General features: G+C 60.1%; 19 protein-coding genes. 9 read left to right on the top strand and 10 right to left on the bottom strand.

The window, feature by feature from the left end:
* Positions 1–31: 31 nt before the first annotated feature.
* The 6 genes from JQR87_RS04295 to mreB form a co-directional block, all read right to left on the bottom strand.
* Complete coding sequence (locus JQR87_RS04295; protein ID WP_407292206.1) at positions 32–3,835, bottom strand: YhdP family protein; 3,804 nt, start codon at positions 3,833–3,835, stop codon at positions 32–34.
* A gap of 49 nt (positions 3,836–3,884) precedes the next feature.
* The gene (gene rng, locus JQR87_RS04290) at positions 3,885–5,342 is read right to left on the bottom strand and encodes a ribonuclease G (protein ID WP_407292208.1); all 1,458 of its coding nucleotides are present in this window, start codon (positions 5,340–5,342) and stop codon (positions 3,885–3,887) included.
* An 88-nt stretch (positions 5,343–5,430) separates the two neighbouring features.
* Positions 5,431–6,021, bottom strand: a complete 591-nt coding sequence (locus JQR87_RS04285; protein WP_407292210.1) for a Maf family protein — start codon at positions 6,019–6,021, stop codon at positions 5,431–5,433.
* Between the two features lie 83 nt (positions 6,022–6,104).
* The gene (gene mreD, locus JQR87_RS04280) at positions 6,105–6,593 is read right to left on the bottom strand and encodes a rod shape-determining protein MreD (RefSeq protein ID WP_407292212.1); all 489 of its coding nucleotides are present in this window, start codon (positions 6,591–6,593) and stop codon (positions 6,105–6,107) included.
* On the bottom strand, positions 6,590–7,540 hold the full coding sequence (gene mreC / locus JQR87_RS04275; RefSeq protein ID WP_407292215.1) for a rod shape-determining protein MreC: 951 nt from the start codon (positions 7,538–7,540) through the stop codon (positions 6,590–6,592). The genes mreD and mreC overlap by 4 nt, the downstream gene beginning before the upstream one ends.
* A 124-nt stretch (positions 7,541–7,664) precedes the next feature.
* Entirely contained in the window at positions 7,665–8,702 is a 1,038-nt protein-coding gene (gene mreB, locus JQR87_RS04270) for a rod shape-determining protein MreB (RefSeq protein ID WP_019342600.1), read from the bottom strand.
* A gap of 302 nt (positions 8,703–9,004) precedes the next feature.
* Between mreB and gatC the strand changes: the two genes are divergently transcribed.
* From gatC to JQR87_RS04240, 6 genes are all read left to right on the top strand, one after another.
* On the top strand, positions 9,005–9,292 hold the full coding sequence (gene gatC / locus JQR87_RS04265) for an Asp-tRNA(Asn)/Glu-tRNA(Gln) amidotransferase subunit GatC (RefSeq protein WP_407292218.1): 288 nt from the start codon (positions 9,005–9,007) through the stop codon (positions 9,290–9,292).
* 14 nt (positions 9,293–9,306) lie between these two features.
* A complete protein-coding gene (gatA, locus tag JQR87_RS04260; RefSeq protein ID WP_407292221.1) occupies positions 9,307–10,758 on the top strand; it encodes an Asp-tRNA(Asn)/Glu-tRNA(Gln) amidotransferase subunit GatA in 1,452 nt (483 codons plus the stop codon).
* A 10-nt stretch (positions 10,759–10,768) separates the two neighbouring features.
* Complete coding sequence (gatB, locus tag JQR87_RS04255; protein WP_407292223.1) at positions 10,769–12,214, top strand: Asp-tRNA(Asn)/Glu-tRNA(Gln) amidotransferase subunit GatB; 1,446 nt, start codon at positions 10,769–10,771, stop codon at positions 12,212–12,214.
* Positions 12,215–12,358: 144 nt separating this feature from the next.
* Positions 12,359–12,739 (top strand): septal ring lytic transglycosylase RlpA family protein, encoded by a 381-nt coding sequence (locus JQR87_RS04250; protein WP_407292226.1) that lies wholly within the window; start codon positions 12,359–12,361, stop codon positions 12,737–12,739.
* A gap of 31 nt (positions 12,740–12,770) precedes the next feature.
* Positions 12,771–13,856 carry a calcium/sodium antiporter gene (locus tag JQR87_RS04245; protein ID WP_407292228.1) on the top strand — a complete coding sequence of 362 codons (1,086 nt, stop codon included), beginning with the start codon at positions 12,771–12,773 and terminating at the stop codon, positions 13,854–13,856.
* Positions 13,857–13,888: 32 nt separating this feature from the next.
* Positions 13,889–14,980, top strand: a complete 1,092-nt coding sequence (locus tag JQR87_RS04240; protein ID WP_407292230.1) for a calcium/sodium antiporter — start codon at positions 13,889–13,891, stop codon at positions 14,978–14,980.
* A gap of 17 nt (positions 14,981–14,997) precedes the next feature.
* Here JQR87_RS04240 and JQR87_RS04235 read toward each other — a convergent pair whose 3' ends face one another.
* The 3 genes from JQR87_RS04235 to JQR87_RS04225 form a co-directional block, all read right to left on the bottom strand.
* Entirely contained in the window at positions 14,998–15,939 is a 942-nt protein-coding gene (locus tag JQR87_RS04235) for an AEC family transporter (protein WP_407292232.1), read from the bottom strand.
* 129 nt (positions 15,940–16,068) lie between these two features.
* Complete coding sequence (locus JQR87_RS04230) at positions 16,069–16,629, bottom strand: response regulator transcription factor (RefSeq protein WP_407292233.1); 561 nt, start codon at positions 16,627–16,629, stop codon at positions 16,069–16,071.
* A gap of 32 nt (positions 16,630–16,661) precedes the next feature.
* On the bottom strand, positions 16,662–17,918 hold the full coding sequence (locus JQR87_RS04225; RefSeq protein WP_407292236.1) for an ATP-binding protein: 1,257 nt from the start codon (positions 17,916–17,918) through the stop codon (positions 16,662–16,664).
* A gap of 147 nt (positions 17,919–18,065) precedes the next feature.
* Here JQR87_RS04225 and JQR87_RS04220 point away from each other — a divergent pair, with 147 nt between their 5' ends.
* Positions 18,066–18,761 carry an SIMPL domain-containing protein gene (locus tag JQR87_RS04220; RefSeq protein WP_407292238.1) on the top strand — a complete coding sequence of 232 codons (696 nt, stop codon included), beginning with the start codon at positions 18,066–18,068 and terminating at the stop codon, positions 18,759–18,761.
* A 147-nt stretch (positions 18,762–18,908) separates the two neighbouring features.
* Here the strand turns inward: JQR87_RS04220 and JQR87_RS04215 are convergent, their stop codons facing one another.
* Entirely contained in the window at positions 18,909–20,072 is a 1,164-nt protein-coding gene (locus tag JQR87_RS04215; protein WP_407292240.1) for a type III PLP-dependent enzyme, read from the bottom strand.
* 656 nt (positions 20,073–20,728) lie between these two features.
* Here JQR87_RS04215 and JQR87_RS04210 point away from each other — a divergent pair.
* Both JQR87_RS04210 and JQR87_RS04205 read left to right on the top strand, forming a co-directional pair.
* Complete coding sequence (locus JQR87_RS04210; protein WP_407292242.1) at positions 20,729–22,312, top strand: peptide chain release factor 3; 1,584 nt, start codon at positions 20,729–20,731, stop codon at positions 22,310–22,312.
* 184 nt (positions 22,313–22,496) lie between these two features.
* Complete coding sequence (locus JQR87_RS04205) at positions 22,497–22,964, top strand: REP-associated tyrosine transposase (RefSeq protein WP_407292245.1); 468 nt, start codon at positions 22,497–22,499, stop codon at positions 22,962–22,964.
* The last annotated feature ends 102 nt before the right edge of the window (positions 22,965–23,066 follow it).

The following is a 23,066-nucleotide window of genomic DNA, read 5'->3' as shown; positions in this document are numbered from 1 at the left end:
GCGTAGCGACCTGCAGTAGTCGGAACGAGGGTTAATTTGGATCTTCGAAGGGCTTGTCGAAGCTGATTTCAGGCGCTCGCCAGGGCCCCTCGACGTTGTATTGAACAGTCGCAAATCGCGCAACCCTGTCGCCTAACAGTTTGTCGGCGACGAACAGCGCGCCACCAATGGCTGGCGCACCCACGATAAGCGCAGCCAGCGGAAGATTGTTGCTCAGCGGAAGCGTTACCAAAAGCTTGGCGTCGATCCGATCATCGACCAGGTCCAGCTGACCGTCCAGCTCCAGATTGCTGGACGGTCCCGCGACCGTCAGCGGTTCAGTGGTGACGTAGACGCCATTGGTCGCTTGCAACTTGGCCTTGATGCGGTCGTAGCTCAGCCCTTTGCTGAACAGGTCCGAAAAATCCAGCCTTAGCCGCCTTCCAATTGAATCGAAATTCAGCAGACCGAACACTCGCAGCGCCTGTGCACCGCCATCCACCTCGCGGAGCTGACCTTTACGAAGCCGAGCATCGAGCCCGCCCGAGAACCGATTCAAGGCGAAGAATGCCGGTGAGCCCGGCCAGTCACCATCCACATCCAGCCGAAAGCTTTCACTCGTGGTGGACGGCGCGTAACCCCAGGCCTGCAATACATCCGCGAGATTGTCGCCCTGTAGTCGACCCTTGTACCACGTGCGCACGCCGTCCCAGCCACCGGCACCGCCGAATTTGAGCCCCTTGAGATTCAGATCGAGATCCAGAAAGGCGACCCCATAATCGGCCGGTCTGATCTTCAACGTCCCAGCTCCGAGTAATTCTTCTCCTCGTAGCAACTGGGCGACCGAAACATCCACTGCGGGCAACCCATGTGGATCGACATCAGCCAGAAGGTCTTCAGGCGTGACTGATGCCTCGCCTGGCTCTGCCCTTGGAAAGCGTAGGCGTGACAGGTCGACCGCAATCGGCTTGCCAGCGTCGTCCGGCACGCTAACCGTTCCTGCCACTGTCTCACTCTGTAGCCCCAGCAGCCAACCTGTGGGCTGCCACTTCAGGTCAATGTGAAGCTCGTCGATTTGTGTCCCGAAGCCTGTAAAGGCGCTTATATCCAGCTGAGCACGACGCAGCAGAGTGCCGTTGCCCGTTGCTGCCGGTGCCCCACGGTACTGATTAACAAACGCCTGCCACTGACCTAGATCTAACTGGGGCACGCTGCCGCGCACGTACAACCCCTGATCGTTGCGCAAATTTGCCGAGGCGCCGCCCAGCACCAGTTCGCCGCCGCCCTCTGCCCAGTTGCCACTGGGCGCGGTGAATGCCAGGGCAGCCAACCCGTCGTAACGGAGCGTGTAGCGTTGCCGCTCGCCACCCAGCGTCATCCGCAGTGTCGTGTCGCGCCGTTGCTCGGCGGTTTTGCCAAAGGGCAAGGGGAGCGCCAACTCGGTACCCAACAAAGAAGAGTCGAACTGCAGACGAGCGTCAGTGCTACTTACAGAGAGCGTCATCTTGAGGGGCAACTCGCCCGAGGCGGGAACGGGCTGAGTGATTTTCTGCCACTTGAGCAAAGAGGCAACCCCGACAGTGCCGGTTGCCTCGATCCGCGTGGCTGGCATTCCCGGCTCGCCGGTCGCGAATGCCCGGCCTTTCAGCACGCTGTCCAACGTGCGGCCTTTGAAAGCAGTAGCGCTAAAGCCCCGCTCACTGTCGTAGCGAAAATTGCCACCTAACGAGCTGATCTGCAGATCCGCCTGCCTGATGAAAAGCGCCGCGTCAGATGTTGAAAATTCGGCATCGACATGTGGAGATTGACCTTTGGTCAGTGGAATGGCCAGCCGCAGCCTTCCGCTCAGCGGTCCCTCTCCTCGCCAGCCAGCAAACAATGCGCCTGTGCCAATCGGCGCCACCTGCATCACCGTCAGCGCATCGCGGAGATGACCCTCTACCTGCCCGTCGATGCTTAGCTGCGGCGCCTGGCCGCCTGATTGGCGGGCAACCGCAGCCGTGGCGTCGTGCACCCTGCTGTCGAGCAAGCGGGCCTCGGCGAGGCGGACCTGCACACCCGTGTTTTCGATGAGCACCTCTCCGCTGCCGTCACGTAGCATCGGCCAGCCGGGCTGGAACGCAAGCTCAGCCTCTTTCACCTTGAAGTACAGGCTCAGGCTTCGTGCGGTTTCGGCTGCGTCGCCGGCAAGGGCGCCCTGATATTGGAAATAGCCCTGCTCGACAGTGCCCCCACGAATGGCTGTGGTTAGCCATTCGGTCAATGCGGGACTCAACGCTGGCGAGCGGGTCGGCAGGTATTTTTCGGTAAAGCGAGCGTCCCCGTCAGACAAGCCGACACGCAGGTCCATGTAGTCCTCCGCTGCCGGATCTCGCATCAGGCGGATAAGGAAGTCACCAGCGATATGGCCCTCTTCGCCTTCTACCTGCAGGTACGGCGCTGACAGAGTGAATGCCTGATCGTTGAGCGACCAATGGAGACGTCCACGTGCACGGTGATAGTCCCAGGGGCGGGGGAAGAGCTGGGCCAGGTGAAGTGAGAAATCATCGTTATCAAAACGCAGTTCCCCCCCGCCTAGATTGCCCTTTATCGCACCACTGACATTGCGCACGGCTGGTATCCATCGATGCGCGTCAATGGATACTGCGTCCAGGTTGCTGGAAAACGCCAACTTGTCGTCGCCAGGCACAGCAGGCCGGTAGTCCACGCTCAGGTTGCGCAGCGTTCCGCTGGGCGCGAGACCAAGCACATATCCACTGGCCAGCTCGGGCAATGGCAGCAGCGCCTTGACCAATTCAGCCACCGGGGCGACAGCGATGCGATCAGCCTGCAAGTGCCAGCTACCTTCTGCCATGTTCTGATTAACGACCAGCGTCGATTCCCGCCAACGGTCATCATCGAAGGTAAAGGCCAGCCCATCGAATTGAAGTCGGTAGCCCTCGCTTGCCCGATCAAGGTAAGCGTTCACCACCACATCCTTGACCGTTATCGGGTCTTCGGTCTGCTGGCCCAACTGCACCGAGGGCGCGTTCAGCCGAGCAACCGCTCTAAACAATCCGTGCTGGCGCCAGTCGAGCCACACCTCGCCGCCTGCCTGGAGCTGCGCGAGATTCCAGCTTCCGCTCAAACTCGAAGGCAACCACGCCGCCCAGTCACTTTGCGGCAGGCTCAGATACAGCTCAGCCTCACTGGCCAACCAGTCGTTGGGCATCACCTGCGCTTCGGCATGCAATTTCAGCGGCTGCCCATCTGGGAGCAACAGCCGACCATCGAGCCCCAGGCGCTGCCCCGTACTTCGCAGTTCGAAATTAGCGTAGGTCAATGTCAGGGGCGCTTCTTCGCGGGCCTCAACGGTGATCTGGCTGTCGAGCAGCCGAAGGCGTCCGATACGCTGCAATTGCGTGATCAGCTTCGACATGTCCGCTGGCGACTGGTCGTCACGTTCGGGCAGCCCATCGACACGCCATTCGCCTTCGGCAGTCTGCACCAGCCCAAGCTGAAGCCCCGAAAGCTCAATGCTGTCCAGTTTCAACTGTCGCGCCAGAAGGCTGCCAGATACATCAGGGACCAGCGCTAAACGATCCAGGCGAACAGCCCCGTCGCCTTCACCGAGAATCACGTTGTGGGCTACTAGCTGCGGAGAGAGCCCTTCCCAACGCCCTTCAAGCTGGCCGAGCGCGACCGGCATATTGAGCATGTCGCGTGCCTTGCCTTGAACTTCTTGGCGGTACTCAGCTGCCAGCGGCACCAGCTGGCGACCAAGGCTCACATAGAGCGCGAGGCCTATCAGGCCCATCGCACCCAGCCAGAGACTTCGGCGCAATGCGGCCAGTACGAATGCCAGGAGTCGACTCATAGGGAGAAGCTCCGTAGCCCCGGGCCGGGGCGGCGGGACGGGTATCTAGTCAGAGCAACACCACATCGTACTGCTCCTGGGAATACATGGTTTCTACCTGGAACTTGATCGATCGTCCGATAAAGCTTTCGAGGTCGGCAACGTTTCCGGACTCTTCGTCCAACAGGCGGTCGATGACCTTCTGGTTCGCCAATACGCGATAGCCTTCGGCCTGGTACGCCCGCGCCTCACGAAGAATTTCACGGAAGATTTCGTAGCAGACGGTTTCAGGCGTTTTCAGTTTGCCGCGACCCTGGCAACACATGCACGGCTCGCATAGCACCTGCTCAAGGCTTTCACGGGTGCGCTTGCGCGTCATCTGTACGAGGCCGAGTTCGGTGATACCGATGATGTTGGTCTTGGCGTGGTCACGTTCGAGTTGTTTCTCCAGCGTGCGCAAGACCTGGCGCCGGTGCTCTTCGTCCTCCATGTCGATGAAGTCGATGATGATGATGCCGCCGATATTGCGCAGCCGCAGCTGGCGAGCAATGGCCGTGGCTGACTCGAGGTTGGTCTTGAAGATGGTTTCCTCGAGTGTCCGGTGACCGACGAATGCGCCGGTGTTGACGTCGATGGTGGTCATCGCCTCGGCGGGGTCGATGATCAGGTAACCACCCGATTTCAGCATGACCTTGCGATCGAGGGCTTTCTGGATCTCATCCTCAACGCTGTAAAGATCAAAAATTGGACGTTCGCCTGGGTAATGCTCAAGCTGCTCACTCAGCTCAGGCATCAACTCGCCGACGAACTGGCTGACCTTCTGGAAGTTCTCCCGTGAGTCGATACGGATCTTTTCGATACGCGGATTAACCAGATCCCGCAGGGTACGCATGGCCAGCGACAGGTCTTCATAAATGACCGACGGCGCACCTGCAGTTTTGATCTGGCCATCGATCTGTTCCCATAGGCGGCGCAGGTAGCGGATGTCCATGAGGATTTCATCACTGCCAGCCCCTTCGGCCGCAGTGCGGAGAATGAATCCGCCGGCTTCCTTGATACCTTCAGCTGCGATGCACTCAGCCACCACTTGTTTGAGCCTATCGCGCTCGCCTTCATCCTCGATCCGCAGGGAAATCCCCACATGGCTGGTCCTTGGCATGTACACAAGGTAGCGCGAGGGTATCGAAAGCTGAGTCGTCAGCCGGGCCCCCTTTGTGCCGATCGGGTCTTTGGTGACTTGCACGACCAGCGCCTGCCCGTCATGCACCAATGCGCTGATGGGCTCGACGGCATTGCCCTCGCGGCTGGATATCTCAGAGGCGTGAATGAAGGCGGCACGCTCAAGCCCGATATCGACAAACGCTGCCTGCATGCCGGGAAGTACCCTTACTACCTTGCCTTTGTAAATGTTGCCGACGATCCCCCGGCGCTGGGTGCGTTCGACATGCACTTCCTGCAGGACCCCGTTCTCCACCACCGCCACCCGTGACTCCATAGGCGTGATGTTCATCAATATCTCTTCGCTCATTATTGTTCTCGGCCGATGGTGGTAGGTAAGCAGCCGAAGCTGATGAATTGGCCCGATTCTAACGGCATAAGCCGCCGATCCCCAGGCTCTATACCGAGCCTTTACACCAGTAACGGAGCCCATACGCGTCGAGTAGCTGCGCTGTCTCGCACAACGGCAGCCCGACCACCGCGGAATAGCTGCCTTCAAGCGCGCTGACGAAGACCGCACCCCAGCCCTGAATAGCGTAACTGCCGGCTTTGTCCTGCGGTTCGCCGCTGTCCCAGTAGGCCTCCGCCTCATCGACGCTGATCGAGCGAAAACGCACCCGGCTGACGACCAGACGTACCTGGCAACCGGAGGTGCTGGCCAGAGCAACGGCCGTCATCACCTGGTGCTCGCGCCCGGATAGCGCCTGCAACGTTGCCACCGCATCATTTTTGCCGGTTGGTTTGCCAAGAATGTGTTGATCCAGCACGACGGTGGTGTCCGCGCCCATTACGCAAGCCGAGGCATCGTCCACGACGGACAGGCCCGCCAAAGCCTTCTCGCGCGCCAATCGTTGCACATAGGCGCCAGGCGCCTCCGCGACGCCGGGCGTTTCGTCGATGGTAACGGCAAGAAGAGAGAACGGAACACCGATTTGAGTCAGTAGTTCGCGACGTCGTGGCGACGCGGAGGCGAGATACAGCCTGGACATGCCGGCTCCTTAGAGGGTCGAGCGCAGCAGATTTACACATTCGGACAATGATCGAAAGCTGCCCGGCGTTACCCGCCGAACGCTCAATAAACGTTAAAGCGCCGCCTCGCCCATTCCAGCCCAACAAAAACCCAAGGCCAGAAGAGTGCGCTGACCGGTACAGGGACGAGAAACAACAGCGTTGGTGGACGGTTGCCGGTCAGCGTATTGAGCCACAACTGCACCAGCTGCCCGATCCCCAGAATGACCAACAACACCAGACTTTGCTGGAGCAACGGAAACATACGCAGGCGCTGCTGCAAACTTAGCACTAGAAAAGTAATCAAGAGCAGCGGCAGCCCATTCTGCCCAAGCAAGGTACCGGACAGCACATCGAGCATCAGCCCAAAGAAGAAAGCCGCCGCCATTCCGCCGCGATGAGGCAAGACGATTGCCCAGTAGGCAATAAACATCCCAAGCCAGAGCGGACGTGCCAGCCCGAAGCTCTGCGGCATCGGCGCTACGCTGAGCAGCAGCGCCACCAACAGCGACAACCAGATTACCCAGCCATTATTGGAACGGCCATGCATCATGGCCTTTCCTCAGGTTGCGGCGATTGAGCAGCGGGCTCCGCGGGCGCTGGCGGCTCGGCGAGGGTACTGCCGCCGGCTGCCGCATCCTCCGCCCCCTCGCGGTCGGCGGACTCTTGTGCCTGGGCAGCAGCAGTGGCTCGCTCTTCCGGTGTTCGTGAGTCGCTGAACACCAGCAGCAGGTAACGACTGCGGTTGAGCATGGCGGTTGGAATGGCCCGGACGATCAAGAAAGGCTGACCGGAGCCCCGTATTACCTCGGTAACCTGGGCAACCGGATAGCCACTGGGGAAACGCTGCCCCAAGCCGGAACTGACCAACAGATCACCTTCCTTGATGTCAGCCGTCTCGGCGACGTGTCGCAACTCCAGATAGTCGGGGCTGCCCGTACCGACCGCGATGGCGCGTAATCCGTTGCGATTGACCTGCACAGGGATGCTGTGGGTCACATCGGTCAATAGCAGCACACGTGCCGCGTACGGCATGACTTCGACGACCTGACCCATCAAGCCGCTGGCATCGAGCACCGGCTGACCAAGGAACACGCCGTCTCGCTCGCCCTTATCGATCAGGATACGGTGGGTGAAGGGGTTCGGGTCCAGTCCGATCAACTCACTGACGATGACCTTGTCATCAACCAGCGCCGCTGAGTTGAGCAACTCCCGCAGCCGCACGTTCTGCTCGGTGAGCATCGCCAGCTTCTGCAGACGCCGCTGCATGAGCAGCGCTTCAGCCTTCAGCTTCTCGTTCTCGGCCGCCAGACTTGTACTGCTGCTGATCTGTTCGGTGGCGCGTTGCCAGGTTCGCACCGGCAGATCAGCCAGCCAGTAGAACGGCGTCAGCACTAGCCCCATCTGGCTACGCAGAGGCTTCAGCGTATCGAAACGCGAATCGACCACCATCAGCGCGACGCAAAGCACAGCGAGCACCAGCAGGCGCACACCGAGCAAAGGTCCTTTGGCGAATAGTGGTTTGATTGAAAGATCCTCGCCGCTGCAGGCTTCAAACTAAACGCGACAAGCCGAGAGCAGCGGCCTGCTATCGGCTTGTCGCTTGGAGCTTACCGCTTCTGGCTCACTCAGTGGACAGCAGGTCCATGGCATGACGGTCCATCATTTCCAGCGCACGACCGCCACCACGGGCTACGCAGGTCAGCGGCTCTTCGGCGACGATGACCGGCAAGCCGGTTTCCTGCGCAAGGAGCTTGTCCAGGTCACGCAGCAGCGCGCCGCCGCCAGTCAGCACCAGCCCACGCTCGGCGATATCGGAAGCGAGCTCTGGTGGAGACTGCTCCAGAGCGCTTTTGACTGCCTGGACGATCGTGGCAAGCGACTCTTGCAGCGCTTCCAGGACTTCGTTGGAATTAAGAGTGAAACTGCGCGGTACGCCTTCGGCCAGGTTGCGGCCACGGACATCGACTTCACGGATGTCGTTGCTTGGAAATGCGGTACCGATTTCCTGCTTGATGCGCTCGGCAGTGGACTCGCCAATCAGGCTGCCGTAGTTGCGGCGCACGTAGGTCACGATGGACTCGTCAAACCGGTCACCACCAACGCGGACGGATTCGGCGTAAACCACGCCATTCAACGAGATCAGAGCGATTTCGGTGGTCCCACCACCAATATCCACGACCATGGAACCGCGTGCTTCATCCACTGGCAGACCGGCGCCAATGGCGGCTGCCATGGGCTCTTCGATCAGGAACACTTCGCGTGCGCCCGCACCCAGGGCGGACTCGCGAATCGCACGACGCTCTACCTGAGTGGATTTGCAGGGAACGCAGATCAACACCCGAGGACTGGGCTGAAGAAAGCTGTTTTCGTGAACTTTGTTGATGAAGTACTGCAGCATTTTTTCGCAAACGCTGAAGTCGGCGATAACACCATCTTTCATTGGACGGATGGCGTTGATGTTACCGGGGGTGCGACCAAGCATGCGTTTGGCGTCGGTGCCCACGGCGACAACGCTTTTCTGGTTGCCATGGGTACGGATGGCGACGACCGAGGGCTCGTTCAGGACGATGCCGCGATCGCGCACATAAATAAGGGTATTGGCAGTGCCCAGATCGATCGACAAATCGCTGGAAAACATGCCACGCAGTTTTTTGAACATGGGAAAAGGGCCCTGGGGCAAACGCGTGGGGAAAAAAGTGCCGCAAACTCTAACAATGGTGCGAAGTTAGGGCAAGGCGAGAGTCCCGGGTTATAGGGCCATACGTGAGCCATTGCGCGAATTGCACGCTTGCCCGGGAAAAACCCGCAACCCGCAGCCGTGCTACCGAGAAGCCCCCCAGGCATGTAAGATTGATGGCTTTTCCGGGCTCGAATGCCCACCGCTGCGGCTCGTATATGCCGTTACTCGTCGAGCTTTGCCGACGAAAGGCGTTTCGACCCGCTTCCCGCTGGAGAATCCCGATGGCGCTTGAACGCTCCGAGGTGGAAAAGATCGCTCATTTGGCCCGCTTGGGTCTGAATGAAGACGATCTGCCCCGCACCACCGAGACCCTTAACAACATCCTCGGCCTGATTGATCGCATGCAAGCCGTGGACACCGCAGGCATTGAGCCCCTGGCCCATCCATTGGAGACCAGCCAGCGCCTGCGTGCCGACACCGTCACCGAAACCAACCAGCGCGACACTTACCAGGCCATCGCACCGGCCGTGGAAGACGGCTTGTATCTGGTACCGAGGGTGATCGAGTAATGAAGGACGCTGACATGCATCAACTGACCCTCGCCGAGGTTGCCCGCGCTCTGGATAGCAAGCAATTCTCCGCAGAAGAGCTGACCCGCTCGCTACTGATTCGAATCCAGCAGCTCGATCCACAGCTAAACAGTTTCATTACCGTCACCGAAGAGCAAGCCGTTGCACAGGCCAAAGCCGCCGATGCGCGCCGCGCCAAGGGCGAACGTGGTGCGCTGCTCGGTGCGCCAATCGGTCACAAGGATCTGTTCTGCACCCAGGGCATTCGCACAAGCTGCGGCTCGAAGATGCTCGACAGCTTCCAAGCGCCGTACGATGCCACCGTCGTCGAACGGCTCTCTGCCGCTGGCGCAGTCTCGCTGGGCAAGCTGAACATGGATGAATTCGCCATGGGTTCGGCCAACGAGTCGAGCTACTACGGCGCCGTTAAGAACCCCTGGGACACCAGCCGCGTACCGGGCGGCTCATCGGGTGGTTCGGCCGCCGCCGTTGCGGCACGTCTGCTGCCTGCAGCGACGGGTAGCGACACTGGCGGCTCGATCCGCCAGCCGGCTGCGCTGACCAATCTCACTGGCCTCAAGCCCACCTACGGCCGTGTTTCACGGTGGGGCATGATCGCCTACGCTTCCAGCCTCGACCAGGGCGGCCCCATTGCCCGCACCGCGGAAGACTGTGCGTTGATGCTCGGCGCCATGGCCGGCTTCGATCCGAAGGATTCAACCAGCGTCGACCATCCGCTCGATGACTACCTGGCTGCGCTCGACAAGCCACTGGCTGGCCTGCGCGTCGGCCTGCCAAAGGAGTACTTTGGCGACGGACTTGACACCAAGATCGCCGACGCTGTGATGGTAGCCGTCGAAGAGCTGAAAAAACTCGGCGCCACGGTAAAGGAGATCAGCCTGCCGAATATGCAGCATGCGATCCCTTCCTACTATGTGATTGCTCCCGCCGAGGCCAGCTCCAACCTGTCGCGCTTCGACGGTGTGCGCTTTGGCTATCGCTGCGAAAACCCGGTCGATCTGACCGACCTCTACAAGCGTTCCCGCGCAGAGGGATTCGGTGATGAAGTCCGTCGCCGCATCATGGTCGGCACCTATGCGTTGTCCGCTGGTTACTACGACGCTTACTACCTGAAAGCGCAAAGGATTCGCCGGCTGATCAAGAACGATTTCGTCAGCGCCTTTGACGAAGTCGACGTGATCCTCGGCCCGACCACACCGAATCTGGCGTGGAAGCTTGGCGAGAAGAACAATGACCCGGTTTCGGCCTATCTCGAAGACATCTACACCATCACCGCCAACCTGGCCGGCATTCCGGGCATCTCCATGCCAGCCGGTTTCATTGACGGCCTACCAGTAGGGGTACAGTTGCTGGCACCGTATTTCCAAGAAGGTCGCCTGCTCAACGTTGCTCACCAGTACCAGCAGGTCACCGAGTGGCACACACAAGCACCGAGCGGATTCTGAGGACGAACACATGCAATGGGAAACCGTGATCGGGCTGGAAATCCACGCACAGCTCGCCACCCAATCGAAGATTTTCTCCGGCAGCGCCACCACCTTTGGTGCCGAGCCCAACACCCAGGCCAGCCTGGTCGACCTAGGCATGCCCGGCACCCTGCCGGTGCTCAACGCCGAAGCGGTGCGCATGGCCTGCAAGTTCGGCCTGGCGATTGATGCCGAGATCGCTGGGAAGAATGTCTTCGCGCGCAAGAACTACTTCTACCCGGACCTCCCCAAGGGCTACCAGACCAGCCAGATGGACCACCCCATCGTTGGCAAGGGCCACCTGGACATCACCCTGGAAGACGGCACTACGCGCCGCATCGGCATCACCCGCGCGCACCTGGAAGAGGACGCCGGCAAGAGCCTGCACGAAGACTTCCAGGGCATGAGTGGGATTGACCTCAACCGCGCCGGCACGCCGCTGCTGGAGATCGTCTCCGAACCGGACATTCGCTCGGCGAAGGAAGCGGTCGCCTATGTAAAAGCCATCCATGCGTTGGTGCGCTACCTCGGCATCTGTGACGGCAACATGGCCGAAGGTTCGCTGCGTTGCGACTGCAACGTCTCGGTGCGCCCGAAGGGTCAAGCCGAGTTCGGCACGCGCGCCGAGATCAAGAACGTCAACTCCTTCCGTTTCATCGAAAAGGCGATCAACCACGAAGTGCAGCGCCAGATCGAGCTGATCGAGGACGGCGGCAAGGTGGTGCAGGAAACCCGCCTGTACGACCCGAACAAGGACGAGACGCGTTCCATGCGCAGCAAGGAGGAAGCCAACGACTACCGTTACTTCCCCTGCCCCGACCTGCTGCCGGTCGTGATCGAGCAGAGCTTTCTCGACGAGGTGCGTGCCAGCCTGCCGGAACTGCCGGTGCAGAAGCGCGAGCGTTTCGAGCGCGAGTTCGGCCTGTCCGCCTATGACGCCAATGTCCTGGCCGCAAGCCGTGAGATGGCCGATTACTTCGAAGCGGTGCAGCAGGTCTGCGGTGACGCCAAGCTGGCCGCTAACTGGGTGATGGGCGACCTCTCCAGTCTCCTCAACAAGGACAACCTGGAAATCGACCAGTCACCGGTATCGGCCGAGCAGCTGGGCGGCATGATCCTGCGCATCAAGGACAACACCATCAGTGGCAAGATCGCCAAGATGGTCTTCGAGGCCATGACCGCTGGCGAAGGCGGCGCCGACGAAATCATCGAGAAGAAGGGGCTCAAGCAAGTCACTGATTCCGGTGCGATCGAGAAGATGCTGGACGAAGTACTGGCCGCCAATGCCGAGCAAGTCGAGCAATATCGGGCCAGCGACGAAGCCAAGCGCGGCAAGATGTTCGGCTTCTTTGTCGGCCAGGCCATGAAAGCATCCAAGGGCAAGGCCAACCCCGCCCAGGTCAACCAGCTGCTCAAGAGCAAGTTGGAAAGCTGACCAGCCGAGGCGGGCCGCAAGCCCGCCTCGGTCCGCACGCCCGCGTTGAACGGCTCAACCGGTTGACGCTCAAAACCTCTTGAAGCCGGCTTGCAACCTTGCCGCCGGCTGATACCTGAATCAATTCAGGAAGGAGGTGGGCTCATGCAAGCCAGAATGCTGGTTATACCTATTACGCTGACGCTGACCCTCGGCTGTGCGGAGCAGGATAGCGAAGCCGCGGACCAAAGCACCTTTACCCAACAAGGCAAGGCGTCTTACTACGCCCGCAGTTTTCACGGAGAAGAGACCGCTAACGGGGAGACCTTCAACCAGAACGCGCTCGTCGCAGCCCATAAGACGTTGCCGTTCGGCACCGAGGTGCAGGTAACCAACCTGGACAATGGCAAGCAAGTCACTGTCCGTATCAACGACCGCGGCCCGTTCAAACCCGGCCGCATTATCGACTTGTCGCGGGTGGCCGCCGGCAAGATCGATCTGCTTGAAGAGGGCCTGGCCCCGGTCGAGATCGAAACGATAGATTGACCGGGCACCGCCCGGCTGAAATGGAGCAGCAATGACACTGATGACGTTCGCCTATCTGATAGCAGGCCTGGTGTTGCTGGTGGCGGGTGCCGAAGCGCTGGTCCGTGGCGCCTCGAAGCTGGCCGCACGGTTCGGTATTTCGCCATTGATCATCGGCCTTACGGTCGTTGCTTTTGGCACTAGCGCGCCCGAGACAGCCGTCAGCATCCAGGCCTCGCTCAATGGCAGCGGCGATATCGCCGTAGGCAACGTAATCGGTAGCAACATTGCCAACATACTGCTGATCCTCGGTCTTTCGGCGCTCGTCGCACCGCTGGTGGTGTCGCGCCAGCTGGTCCGGTTGGATGTTCCGGTGATGATCGGCGCCGGGCTACTGACCTTTGCCCTGGCCTGGAACGGCAATATCAGCCGCCTCGACGGAATCGTCCTGCTGGTGATGCTGGTGCTTTACACCGCGTTCCTGGTAGTGGCCAGCAAGAACGAGAAGAAGCGAGCACAAGACGACGAGTTCGCCGATGCGTACGGCTTGGAGGGCGCTGACAAACCCTTCGGCTGGGTCATCCAGCTGCTGCTGGTGGCGATCGGGTTAGGCCTACTGATCTTTGGCTCGAACCTGCTGATCGAAGGCGCTGTTTCGCTAGCGCGTGCTTTGGGCCTGTCGGAACTGGTGATTGGGCTGACCGTGATCGCCGTGGGTACCTCGATGCCAGAGCTGGCCACATCCCTGCTTGCGGTGTACCGCGGCGAGCGCGATATTGCGGTAGGCAACGTCGTGGGCAGCTGCATCTTCAATCTGTTGCTGGTGCTTGGTGCCGGCGCGGTGGTGTCTTCCGAGGGGCTTTCGATTTCGCCCAACGCCCTGTCCTTCGATATCCCCGTGATGCTCGCGGTCTTTGCGGCCTGCCTGCCTATCTTCTTCTCCGGCTATCGCATCAACCGCTGGGAAGGACTGCTGTTTTTCGGCTACTACATCGCTTACACGCTCTACCTGGTGATGTTCTCCACCGGCCTGCCCGCTATCAGCTTGCTTCGCCATGCAATGGCTTGGTACGTATTGCCCTTGACGGCCATCACACTTTTGGTGATCTTCCTGCGCGCCTGGAAACACCAGCGCTGAGTGACCTTTCCGCCACTTCTGGAGCTACTTTCGTGTCCGCGATGACCTTTGTTTATCTGATAGCCGGCTTGGTACTTCTCGTTGCAGGTGCTGAGGTGCTGGTACGTGGCGCCGCCAAGCTGGCCGCTCAGTTCGGTATTCCGCCGTTGATCATCGGCCTCACCGTGGTGGCCTTTGGCACCAGCGCACCGGAAACCGCGGTGAGCGTACAGGCCGCTCTTAATGGCAGCGGTGACATTGCCATCGGCAACGTGCTCGGCAGCAATATCGCCAACGTTCTGCTGATCCTTGGCGTAACGTCGCTGGTCGCTCCGTTGATCGTCTCTCGCCAATTGATCAGACTCGACGTACCCATCATGATCGGGGCCAGTCTGATTACCTACGCCCTGGCATGGGATGGCTCACTCAGTCGGATTGACGGAGCACTGCTGTTCTTGGCGGTAGTCGGTTACACACTGTTCCTGATTGTCAGCAGCCGCCGCGCTAACGCAACGGCCACGGCTGACGACGAGTTTGCCAAGGAGTTCGGCCTCGACGAAACGCCCAAACCCTATGCCTCTTTGATCAATGCCGGCCTGGTCGTTGCCGGCCTCGTTCTGCTGGTGACGGGCTCGAACTTTCTGGTGGAAGGTGCGGTGTCCCTGGCGCGCGCGCTGGGCCTCTCGGAATTGGTCATCGGTTTGACGGTGATCGCCGTGGGTACGTCGCTGCCTGAGCTGGCCACCTCGATTCTGGCTGCCATACGCGGCGAAAGGGATATCGCGGTCGGCAACATTGTCGGCAGCAACATCTTCAACTTGCTATGCGTGCTGGGGCTGGCCTCGCTGGTATCACCCGAAGCGATCACTGTGGCTGCTAACGCACTGGCTTTCGACTTCCCGGTCATGATCGCTGTCGCCCTGGCCTGTCTGCCGATCTTCTTTACCGGTTACACCATCAATCGCTGGGAAGGACTGCTGTTCCTGGCGTATTACGTGGCCTATACGGTCTATCTTGTGCTCGTCAGCACTGGCCGCCCAGCGGCGGAGGTGTTCGGCGATGCCATGATCGGCTATGTGCTGCCGCTGACGGCCGTGACGCTGGTGGTGATTGCCGGTCGAGCCTGGAAATCCCAGCGCGCATGACGCTTGCGGCCGGCTGGTCAGATCCAGCCGGCCCAGCCCAGCAGAAACAACCCGATATTGATCGTCAGCGCCGCGCCTAGCGTGGTAATGACGATGATCGTTGCGGCCAGTTGATGATTGGAATTGACCGCACGGGCCATGACGAAGCTGGACGACGCCGTCGGGCAACCGAAGTAAAGAAACAGGATTGCCAGCTCGGCGCCGCGAAAGCCGCACAACCAGGCACCCAGCGTTGCCAATGCGGGAAACCAGACCATCTTCATCAAACTCGAGCTCATCGCGACGCTGCTGCTCTCACGCAAGACTGAGATCGAAAGCGTGCCGCCAATGCAGATCAGCGCCAGCGGCAAGGTCAACTGAGCAAAGTACTGCCCAGACGTCATCAGCGATTCGGGCAACGCGATCTGCCAGTAGGCGAAGGGGATCGCTGCGGTCACGCCGATGATCAACGGGTTGCGAATGATGCTGCGAATGATCGCCCCGGCATCGGCTTGGCCATCAGGGCTGTAGATCGCAAGTACGATTGCGGAGAGGCTGTTGTACAAAAGAATCACAAGCCCCGCTAGCACACCGCCCAGTGAAAGTCCGTAATCTCCATAGAGGCTCGTCGCCAAGGCCAGCCCCACAACACCGTTGTTGCCGCGAAATGCGCCCTGAACGTAAACGCCGCGGTCGGCGGTTGGACAGCGCCAAAGGGCCCAGGCCCACGCCAGCAGAAATCCCCCCACCGTGGCGGCGATGTAATAAACGAGCAGTGTCGGCTGCAACGCAGCGTTCAGGTCAGCCTTGATGACCGAGAGAAACAGCAGCGTCGGCATCGTCGCCCTGAACACCAGTGTCGATGCGGTGTGGATGAATGCGCCGTCGATCAAGCGCAGGCGCATCAAGGCGACACCGATGAACAGCATGACGAATACCGGAGCGGTGACGCTCAGGGTCTGCAGAACCATGGGCAGCATGGCGAGGCTCGAAAAGAAATCAGAAAGTCAAAATACGATAATCGGTTCTCTGTCGGATCGATTGGAGATCGATCTGACAGAGAACGAGTGGCAACGACCAGAGCCGTTGCTGGCCCAGGTGGGCAGCCATCAGCGGCGGACGGGGCGCTTCTGTAGTTTGCGTTGAAGGGTGCGGCGGTGCATACCGAGCGCGCGGGCGGTAGCGGAAATGTTGCCGTCATGCTCGGCAAGCACGCGTTGGATATGCTCCCACTGCAGGCGATCCACCGACATCGGGTTTTCCGGCACCAGCGTGTCGAGATCGGCATGATTGGAGAGCAATGCCGCCAGTACATCGTCCGCATCGGCAGGCTTGCACAGGTAATTGCAGGCGCCCCGCTTGATGGCCTCGACAGCCGTGGCGATGCTCGAATAGCCCGTGAGGATCAGCACCTTCATCTCAGGATCCAGTTCGAGCAGCTTGGGCAACAGCACCAGACCGGAATCGCCTTCCATCTTGAGGTCCAGCACGGCGTAGTCCGGCAGATCCTGTTTCGCCATCTCCAGGCCTTCTTCGGCCGACCCGGCGATGCTGACATGCAGACCGCGGCGGCTCATGGCACGTGCCATGACGCGAGTAAAGGTCGGGTCATCGTCCACCAGCAGCAGATGAGGCTGTTCTTCGCCTTCGTGCGGCAACTCTTCGGTCATGTTTGCATTCCTCGCATGATGATCGCGTCTGGTCAGGTCCGTACCGAGCCATGCGGCAGGCGCAGCTCGGTCAGGGTGCCACCCTCTTCGTGATTGTAAAGCTTCACCGTACCACCGGCGCGAGTGACGCTCGCCTGGCTCAGGAAAAGCCCCAGGCCAAATCCCTTACCCTTGGTCGTGATAAAGGGCCTGCCGATCTGTTCGGCGATGGCCAGCGGCACGCCCGCACCGTGGTCGCGAATGGTCAGGGTGATCCACTGTGCGTCCCAATCCAGGCGGATATCGAGGTTGTCCGGGCTGGCGTCGGTGGCGTTATTCAAGAGATTGAGCAGAGACTGGCCCAGATCGGCCGGTGGCATGATCCGTGGCGGGCTGCCCTTGCCCAGGCATTGAAACCGATAGGTCGCCTCCGGGCGCATCAGGTGCCAGCGCTGCAGAACCGACTCGACCCACTCCCGTACGGTCTGCTCGAGAATCGACTGGCGACGGTCCGCTTCGGCCGCACGGACCAACTGGCGCAGACTGTCCTTGCAAAGCTGAACCTGCGACTGCAGCAGGGCCAGATCTTCTCCGAGCTGTTCGGACTCCTTGTACTCCTGGCGTAACTCCTTGAGCAGCACACTCATGGTCGCGAGTGGCGTACCTAACTCATGGGCGGCGCCCGCGGCCTGTGTCGCTACCGCCAGCAACTGCTGGTCGCGCATGCTCTCTTCACGGCGCTGCGCCTGGTATTGCTCTTGGCGTCGCAGTTGTTCTGCCATCCGCGCGACGAAAAACGTGATCAGTGCTGCGGCCAGGGCGAAACTCAGCCACATGCCATACACCAACATCGTGGTGCGATCGACAGGCGACACGATGACCGGGTCGTACCACACCAGCATCAAGGTATAACCGGCCAGAGCCAGACCTGACAGCACCATGGTATAGAGCCACGGCAACGTCGCAGCGGCGATGGTCAAGGGCACGAGATAGTAGGAAACGAACGGGTTGGTCGAGCCGCCCGAGTAGTACAGCAAGGCACTATGGATCAGAAGGTCGGCACCGAGATGTACTGCGTATTCCTGTTCGGTCACCGGCCAGGGTCCACGCAGCCGCAGCGCTGTACCGAGGCAGATGAACGCCGATACGACCAGCGTGATGCCCAGGTGCAACCAGGGCAGCTCGACCAGTTGGGTTGCATAGGCAAGCCCCACCGCGCCCGACTGAGCCGCAAGCACCAGGATGCGAATGAGCGTGAGCAGACGAAGATTTTGACGACTGGCAGACAGCAGCTGAACGGATGCTTGCATGGGGTCTCCAAAGGAGCGGCGAGTATAACCAAGCCGCCCGATTCACTGCTTGTCTGCGGCAACGCGACGCATGGATCACAGCGCGGTAATCTTCAAACAGCTAAAGTCTCTGCACCGCACCGCTGGTGCGAACAATCTGGAGCCTTCATGTACAACACCATCCCTCGCAGCCTTGCGCTGCTGGTCTGCTTCGCTTGCCTTCCCGCTGTTGCTGGGGAGCAACACTACAATCAGATTGCCCTGCGCGCCGAGGCCAATAGCGAAGTGGCCCGTGACCGCATGCACGTCACCCTCTATACCGAGTCGCAGCACAAGGAGCCTGCCCAGTTGGCAGCCCATACCACCCAGACCATCAACAAGGCGTTGAAGCAAGCGCGCCAGGTCAAAGGCGTGAGTGTCAGCCAGGGCAGCCGCAGCAGCTATCCGGTTTACGAAGAGAAAGGCCAGCAAATCACAGCATGGCGCGAGCGCGCCGAACTGCGGCTGGAAAGCGGAGATTTCGCTGCGCTGTCAAAGCTGACCGCTGAGCTGATGCAGGACCTCAAGATGGGCGGCATGTATTTCAGCGTGTCCGACTCGATCCGCCAGCAGAACGAAGATGCGTTGCTCAAGGACGCGGTAGCGGCATTCCGTGCTCGTGCGCAACTGGCCACCGAAGCCCTGGGCGGTAGCGACTACAAGATCGTCAGCCTCAACCTGAACAGCGGTGGCAACTTCCAGCCCGAAATGTTGCGCAGCGTGTCGATGAAAAGCATGGACGCCATGCCAACCCCGGATGTGGAAGCCGGTACCCGACAGATCAGCATCAGCGCCGATGGCGTGATCGAAGTTCAGATGCCCTGACAAGACCAGCCGCGACAGACCACGAGGTCCAGCGGCGGGTAGATCCTGCAACCCGATCCGATCAGCTTGATGCTCGAAGCTCGAGTTAGGCAAGTGGGAGACACAAAAACGCCGCGAATTTCGCGGCGTTTTTCGTAGCAGCTCGGCTTAGAGGTAGTACGCCTTCAACGGCGGGAAGCCGTTGAACTCCACAGCACTGTAGCTGGTGGTGTAGGCGCCGGTGGAGAACCAGTAGAGACGGTCGCCGCTCGAGAGGTTCAGCGGCAAGCCGTACTTGTAGTGCTCGTACATGATGTCAGCGCTGTCGCAGGTCGGGCCGGCGATGACCACTTCTTCCATCTCGCCCTTCTTTTCGGTCCAGATCGGGAACTTGATGGACTCATCCATGGTTTCGATCAGGCCACTGAACTTGCCGACGTCGGTGAAGACCCAGCGCTCGACCGCAGTGCGCGACTTGCGCGACACCAGCACCACTTCCGAAACCAGCACGCCGGCGTTGGCAATCAGAGAGCGGCCCGGCTCGAGGATAATCTCCGGCAAGTCGTCACCGAAGTCGTCCTTGAGGAAGCGAATGATCTCGTCGGCGTAGGTGGTCAGGTCGTTGGTTTTGGCGATGTAGTTCGCCGGGAAGCCACCGCCCATGTTGATCATTTTGAGGACGATGCCGTCCTCTTCCCTGAGACGCTCGAAGATCACCTTGACCTTGGCAATGGCGGCGTCCCATACGTCGATGTCGCGCTGCTGCGAACCGACGTGGAAGGACACGCCATAAGGGTCAAGACCCAGCTGCTTGGCGAGGATCAGCAAATCCAACGCCATGTCGGTCTGGCAGCCGAACTTGCGCGACAGCGGCCAGTCGGCGGTGTTGGAGCCTTCGGTGAGAATCCGCACGTAAACCTTGGAACCGGGCGCAGCCTTGGCAATGTTGCGCAAGTCGGCTTCCGAGTCGGTGGCGAACATGCGCACACCCTTCTCGAAGAAGTAGCGGATGTCCTTGGCTTTCTTGATGGTGTTGCCGTAGCTGATGCGCTCCGGGCCGACACCGCTGGCCATCACCTTGTCCAGCTCGTAGATGGAGGCGATGTCGAAGTTCGAGCCCTTGTCACGCAACAGCTCGGTGATTTCGGTGGCCGGGTTGGCTTTTACCGCGTAGTAGATCTTGGCGAACGGAAAGTTGCTGACCAGCTGATCGTACGAATCGCTGATGATCTTGGTATCGATCACAACGAATGGCGTTTCGCGCTCATCAGCGAAAGCCTTCATCTTCTGGAAGGTTTCGCGCGGATAGTAGTCTTCGATCTTGATCGACATGCAAGGCTCCAGTTGGCGGAACGGAAGAGTGAGCAGGGGTTGGCATGAGGCCGCGAACGTCTGACAGTTTCCCCATTTTGGTTCGCCTACTTCCCAAGGCATGTCGCCGAGCATCACCGGCCCCGGTAAACCCTCGAGCTATGCTCGTCGGGTTCGAAAACCGGCAACCTCTCGTCGTCAGTACTTGAGCCGGATGGATCGTTTCCAGCATGGACGTTCGGGCGCGAACTTTAGAACCACAGCTGTTCGAGATCAACGAAAAATCCGTTCTCACTTCCTTTTTTGAATATCGTGGCAAACCTTCTCTATTTAAACGGACCGAGATGACGCGGTGATGTTCCTCAACCGACGCGGCACGCGTCGCCTGACAGGGAGCTATCGTCCCCTGCTGCTTGACCGAACGAGGATGCGCGTATCGTCTCAGCGAGCACCGACACCCACTTGATCGGCGATGGACCCTGTGTCACCTGCCGAGTCGATCACCCCTACGCTCGGCACCCGTAGCCACCCACGCCGAAACGATACGGCACGATAGAACACGAGCGAACCAACGGTCAGCGAAACGAACGGTGGTGACCAGGCGAACGCCATCGAACCCCAGTCATTGCGCTATAATCGCCGGCTTTTTCCGACACGCTTTCTATACCGGGACCGCCATGACCTCTCAGGCCGCCGAAGTCGCGAAGCGCCGCACCTTCGCAATCATTTCCCACCCCGACGCGGGCAAGACCACCATCACCGAGAAGTTGCTGCTGATGGGCAAGGCCATCGCCGTGGCCGGCACTGTGAAGTCGCGTAAATCCGACCGTCACGCGACCTCCGACTGGATGGAAATGGAAAAGCAGCGCGGCATTTCCATTACCACCTCGGTCATGCAGTTCCCCTACCGCGAGCACATGATCAACCTGCTCGACACCCCCGGCCACGAAGATTTCTCGGAAGACACCTACCGCACCCTGACCGCGGTGGACTCGGCGCTGATGGTCCTTGACGGCGGTAAGGGCGTCGAGCCGCGTACCATTGCCTTGATGGACGTCTGCCGGCTGCGCGACACGCCCATCGTCAGTTTCATCAACAAGCTCGACCGCGACATCCGCGACCCCATCGAGCTGCTCGACGAGATCGAGGCGGTGCTGAAGATCAAGGCCGCGCCAATCACCTGGCCGATCGGCTGCTACCGCGATTTCAAAGGCGTATATCACCTCAAGGACGACTACATCATCGTCTACACGCCGGGCCACGGGCATGAGCGCACCGACGTCAAAATCATCCAGAAGCTCGATTCAGACGAGGCACGCAAGCACATCGGCGACGAGTATGACCGCTTCGTCGAACAGCTAGAGCTGGTGCAGGGTGCCTGCCACGAGTTCGATCAGGACGAATTCATCAAGGGCCAGCTGACGCCTGTGTTCTTCGGCACCGCGCTGGGCAACTTCGGTGTGGACCACGTGCTCGATGCAGTGGTTGACTGGGCGCCGCGCCCGCTGCCGCGTGAAGCCAACGAGCGCGTGGTCGAGCCGGTCGAGGACAAGTTCACCGGCTTCGTCTTCAAGATCCAGGCGAACATGGACCCGAAGCACCGCGACCGCATCGCCTTTATGCGCATCTGCTCGGGCAGGTACGAAAAGGGCATGAAGCTGCGCCATGCGCGCATCGGCAAGGACATCCGCATCGCAGACGCCCTGACCTTCTTCTCCAGCGAACGTGAGCAACTGGAGGAAGCCTGGGCCGGCGACATCATCGGCCTGCACAACCACGGCACCATCCAGATCGGCGACACCTTCACCGAAGGCGAGAACCTGGGCTTCACCGGCATCCCGCACTTCGCCCCGGAACTGTTCCGCCGCGTACGCCTGAAGGACCCGCTCAAATCCAAGCAGCTGCGTCAGGGCCTGCAGGAACTGGCAGAAGAAGGCGCCACACAGGTGTTCTTCCCCGAGCGCAACAACGACATCATCCTCGGCGCAGTCGGCGTGCTGCAGTTCGACGTCGTTGCCAGTCGCCTGAAGGAGGAATACAAGGTCGAGTGTGCCTACGAGGCGATCAACGTATGGTCGGCGCGCTGGATCGAGTGCGACAACGAAAAGAAACTCAAGGAATTCTCCGACAAGGCTTACGAGAACCTGGCGGTCGACGGAGGTGGTCACCTCACCTACCTGGCCCCTACGCGGGTGAACCTGAGCCTGATGGAAGAGCGCTGGCCCGAGGTGAAGTTCAGGGCGACGCGGGAGCATCATTAATAGAGATATTTTGGCCAGGGCCGATTCGTCCAGGATCTTGGGTGGCCAGCAAGCCCATGAGCGCCAGCAAGTAGGCTCCTGCAAAATGAGGCCGCGCTGGCTTTTGTAGGAGCCAGCTTGCTGGCGATCCGGCCCCGCTACGCGGGGAAGAACAGAAAGTCTGTTAATCCACACGGAGGTGGATATGCCGAGCCAGTTCAGCCACCTCGGCCATGCATTGCGTCGCGGCAGACACTCACAACCGGGTCAGGTCTACCTGATAACAGCTGTTACAGAGCGACGTGAACCCGTCTTCGCCGATCTGTCACTGACCCGGACGCTAGTGCTGGAAATGCGCGGCTTACACGATGAAGGACACGTCAACTCGCTGGCATGGGTCGTCATGCCGGATCATCTGCACTGGCTCATTGGACTAGGCTCAGCTCCGTTGCCGAAGGTAATTCAGCGTTTGAAGTCCCGCAGTGCGATAGCCATTAATCGTATTACAGGCCGAACAGGCACAAGGATCTGGCAGCGAGGCTTCCATGATCGTGCGTTGCGCCAGGAAGACGACCTGCTCGCTACGGCTCGGTATATCGTTGCCAACCCGTTGCGGGCGGGCCTGGTGAACCGGATTGGCGACTATCCGTGGTGGGATGCCGTTTGGTTGTAAGGCGCAGCTTTGTACAGGCCATGATCGCCAGCAAGCTGGCTCCTACGAAAAGCTGAGGCGACAGCGCTGACATTGTAGGAGTCAGCTTGCTGGCGATCCTCA

The organism is Stutzerimonas stutzeri (genome assembly GCF_051028275.1).
Classification (GTDB): domain Bacteria; phylum Pseudomonadota; class Gammaproteobacteria; order Pseudomonadales; family Pseudomonadaceae; genus Stutzerimonas; species Stutzerimonas stutzeri_AS.
Note: the sequence above shows the minus strand (reverse complement) of the source record. Positions and strands in the feature narration are given on the sequence as shown.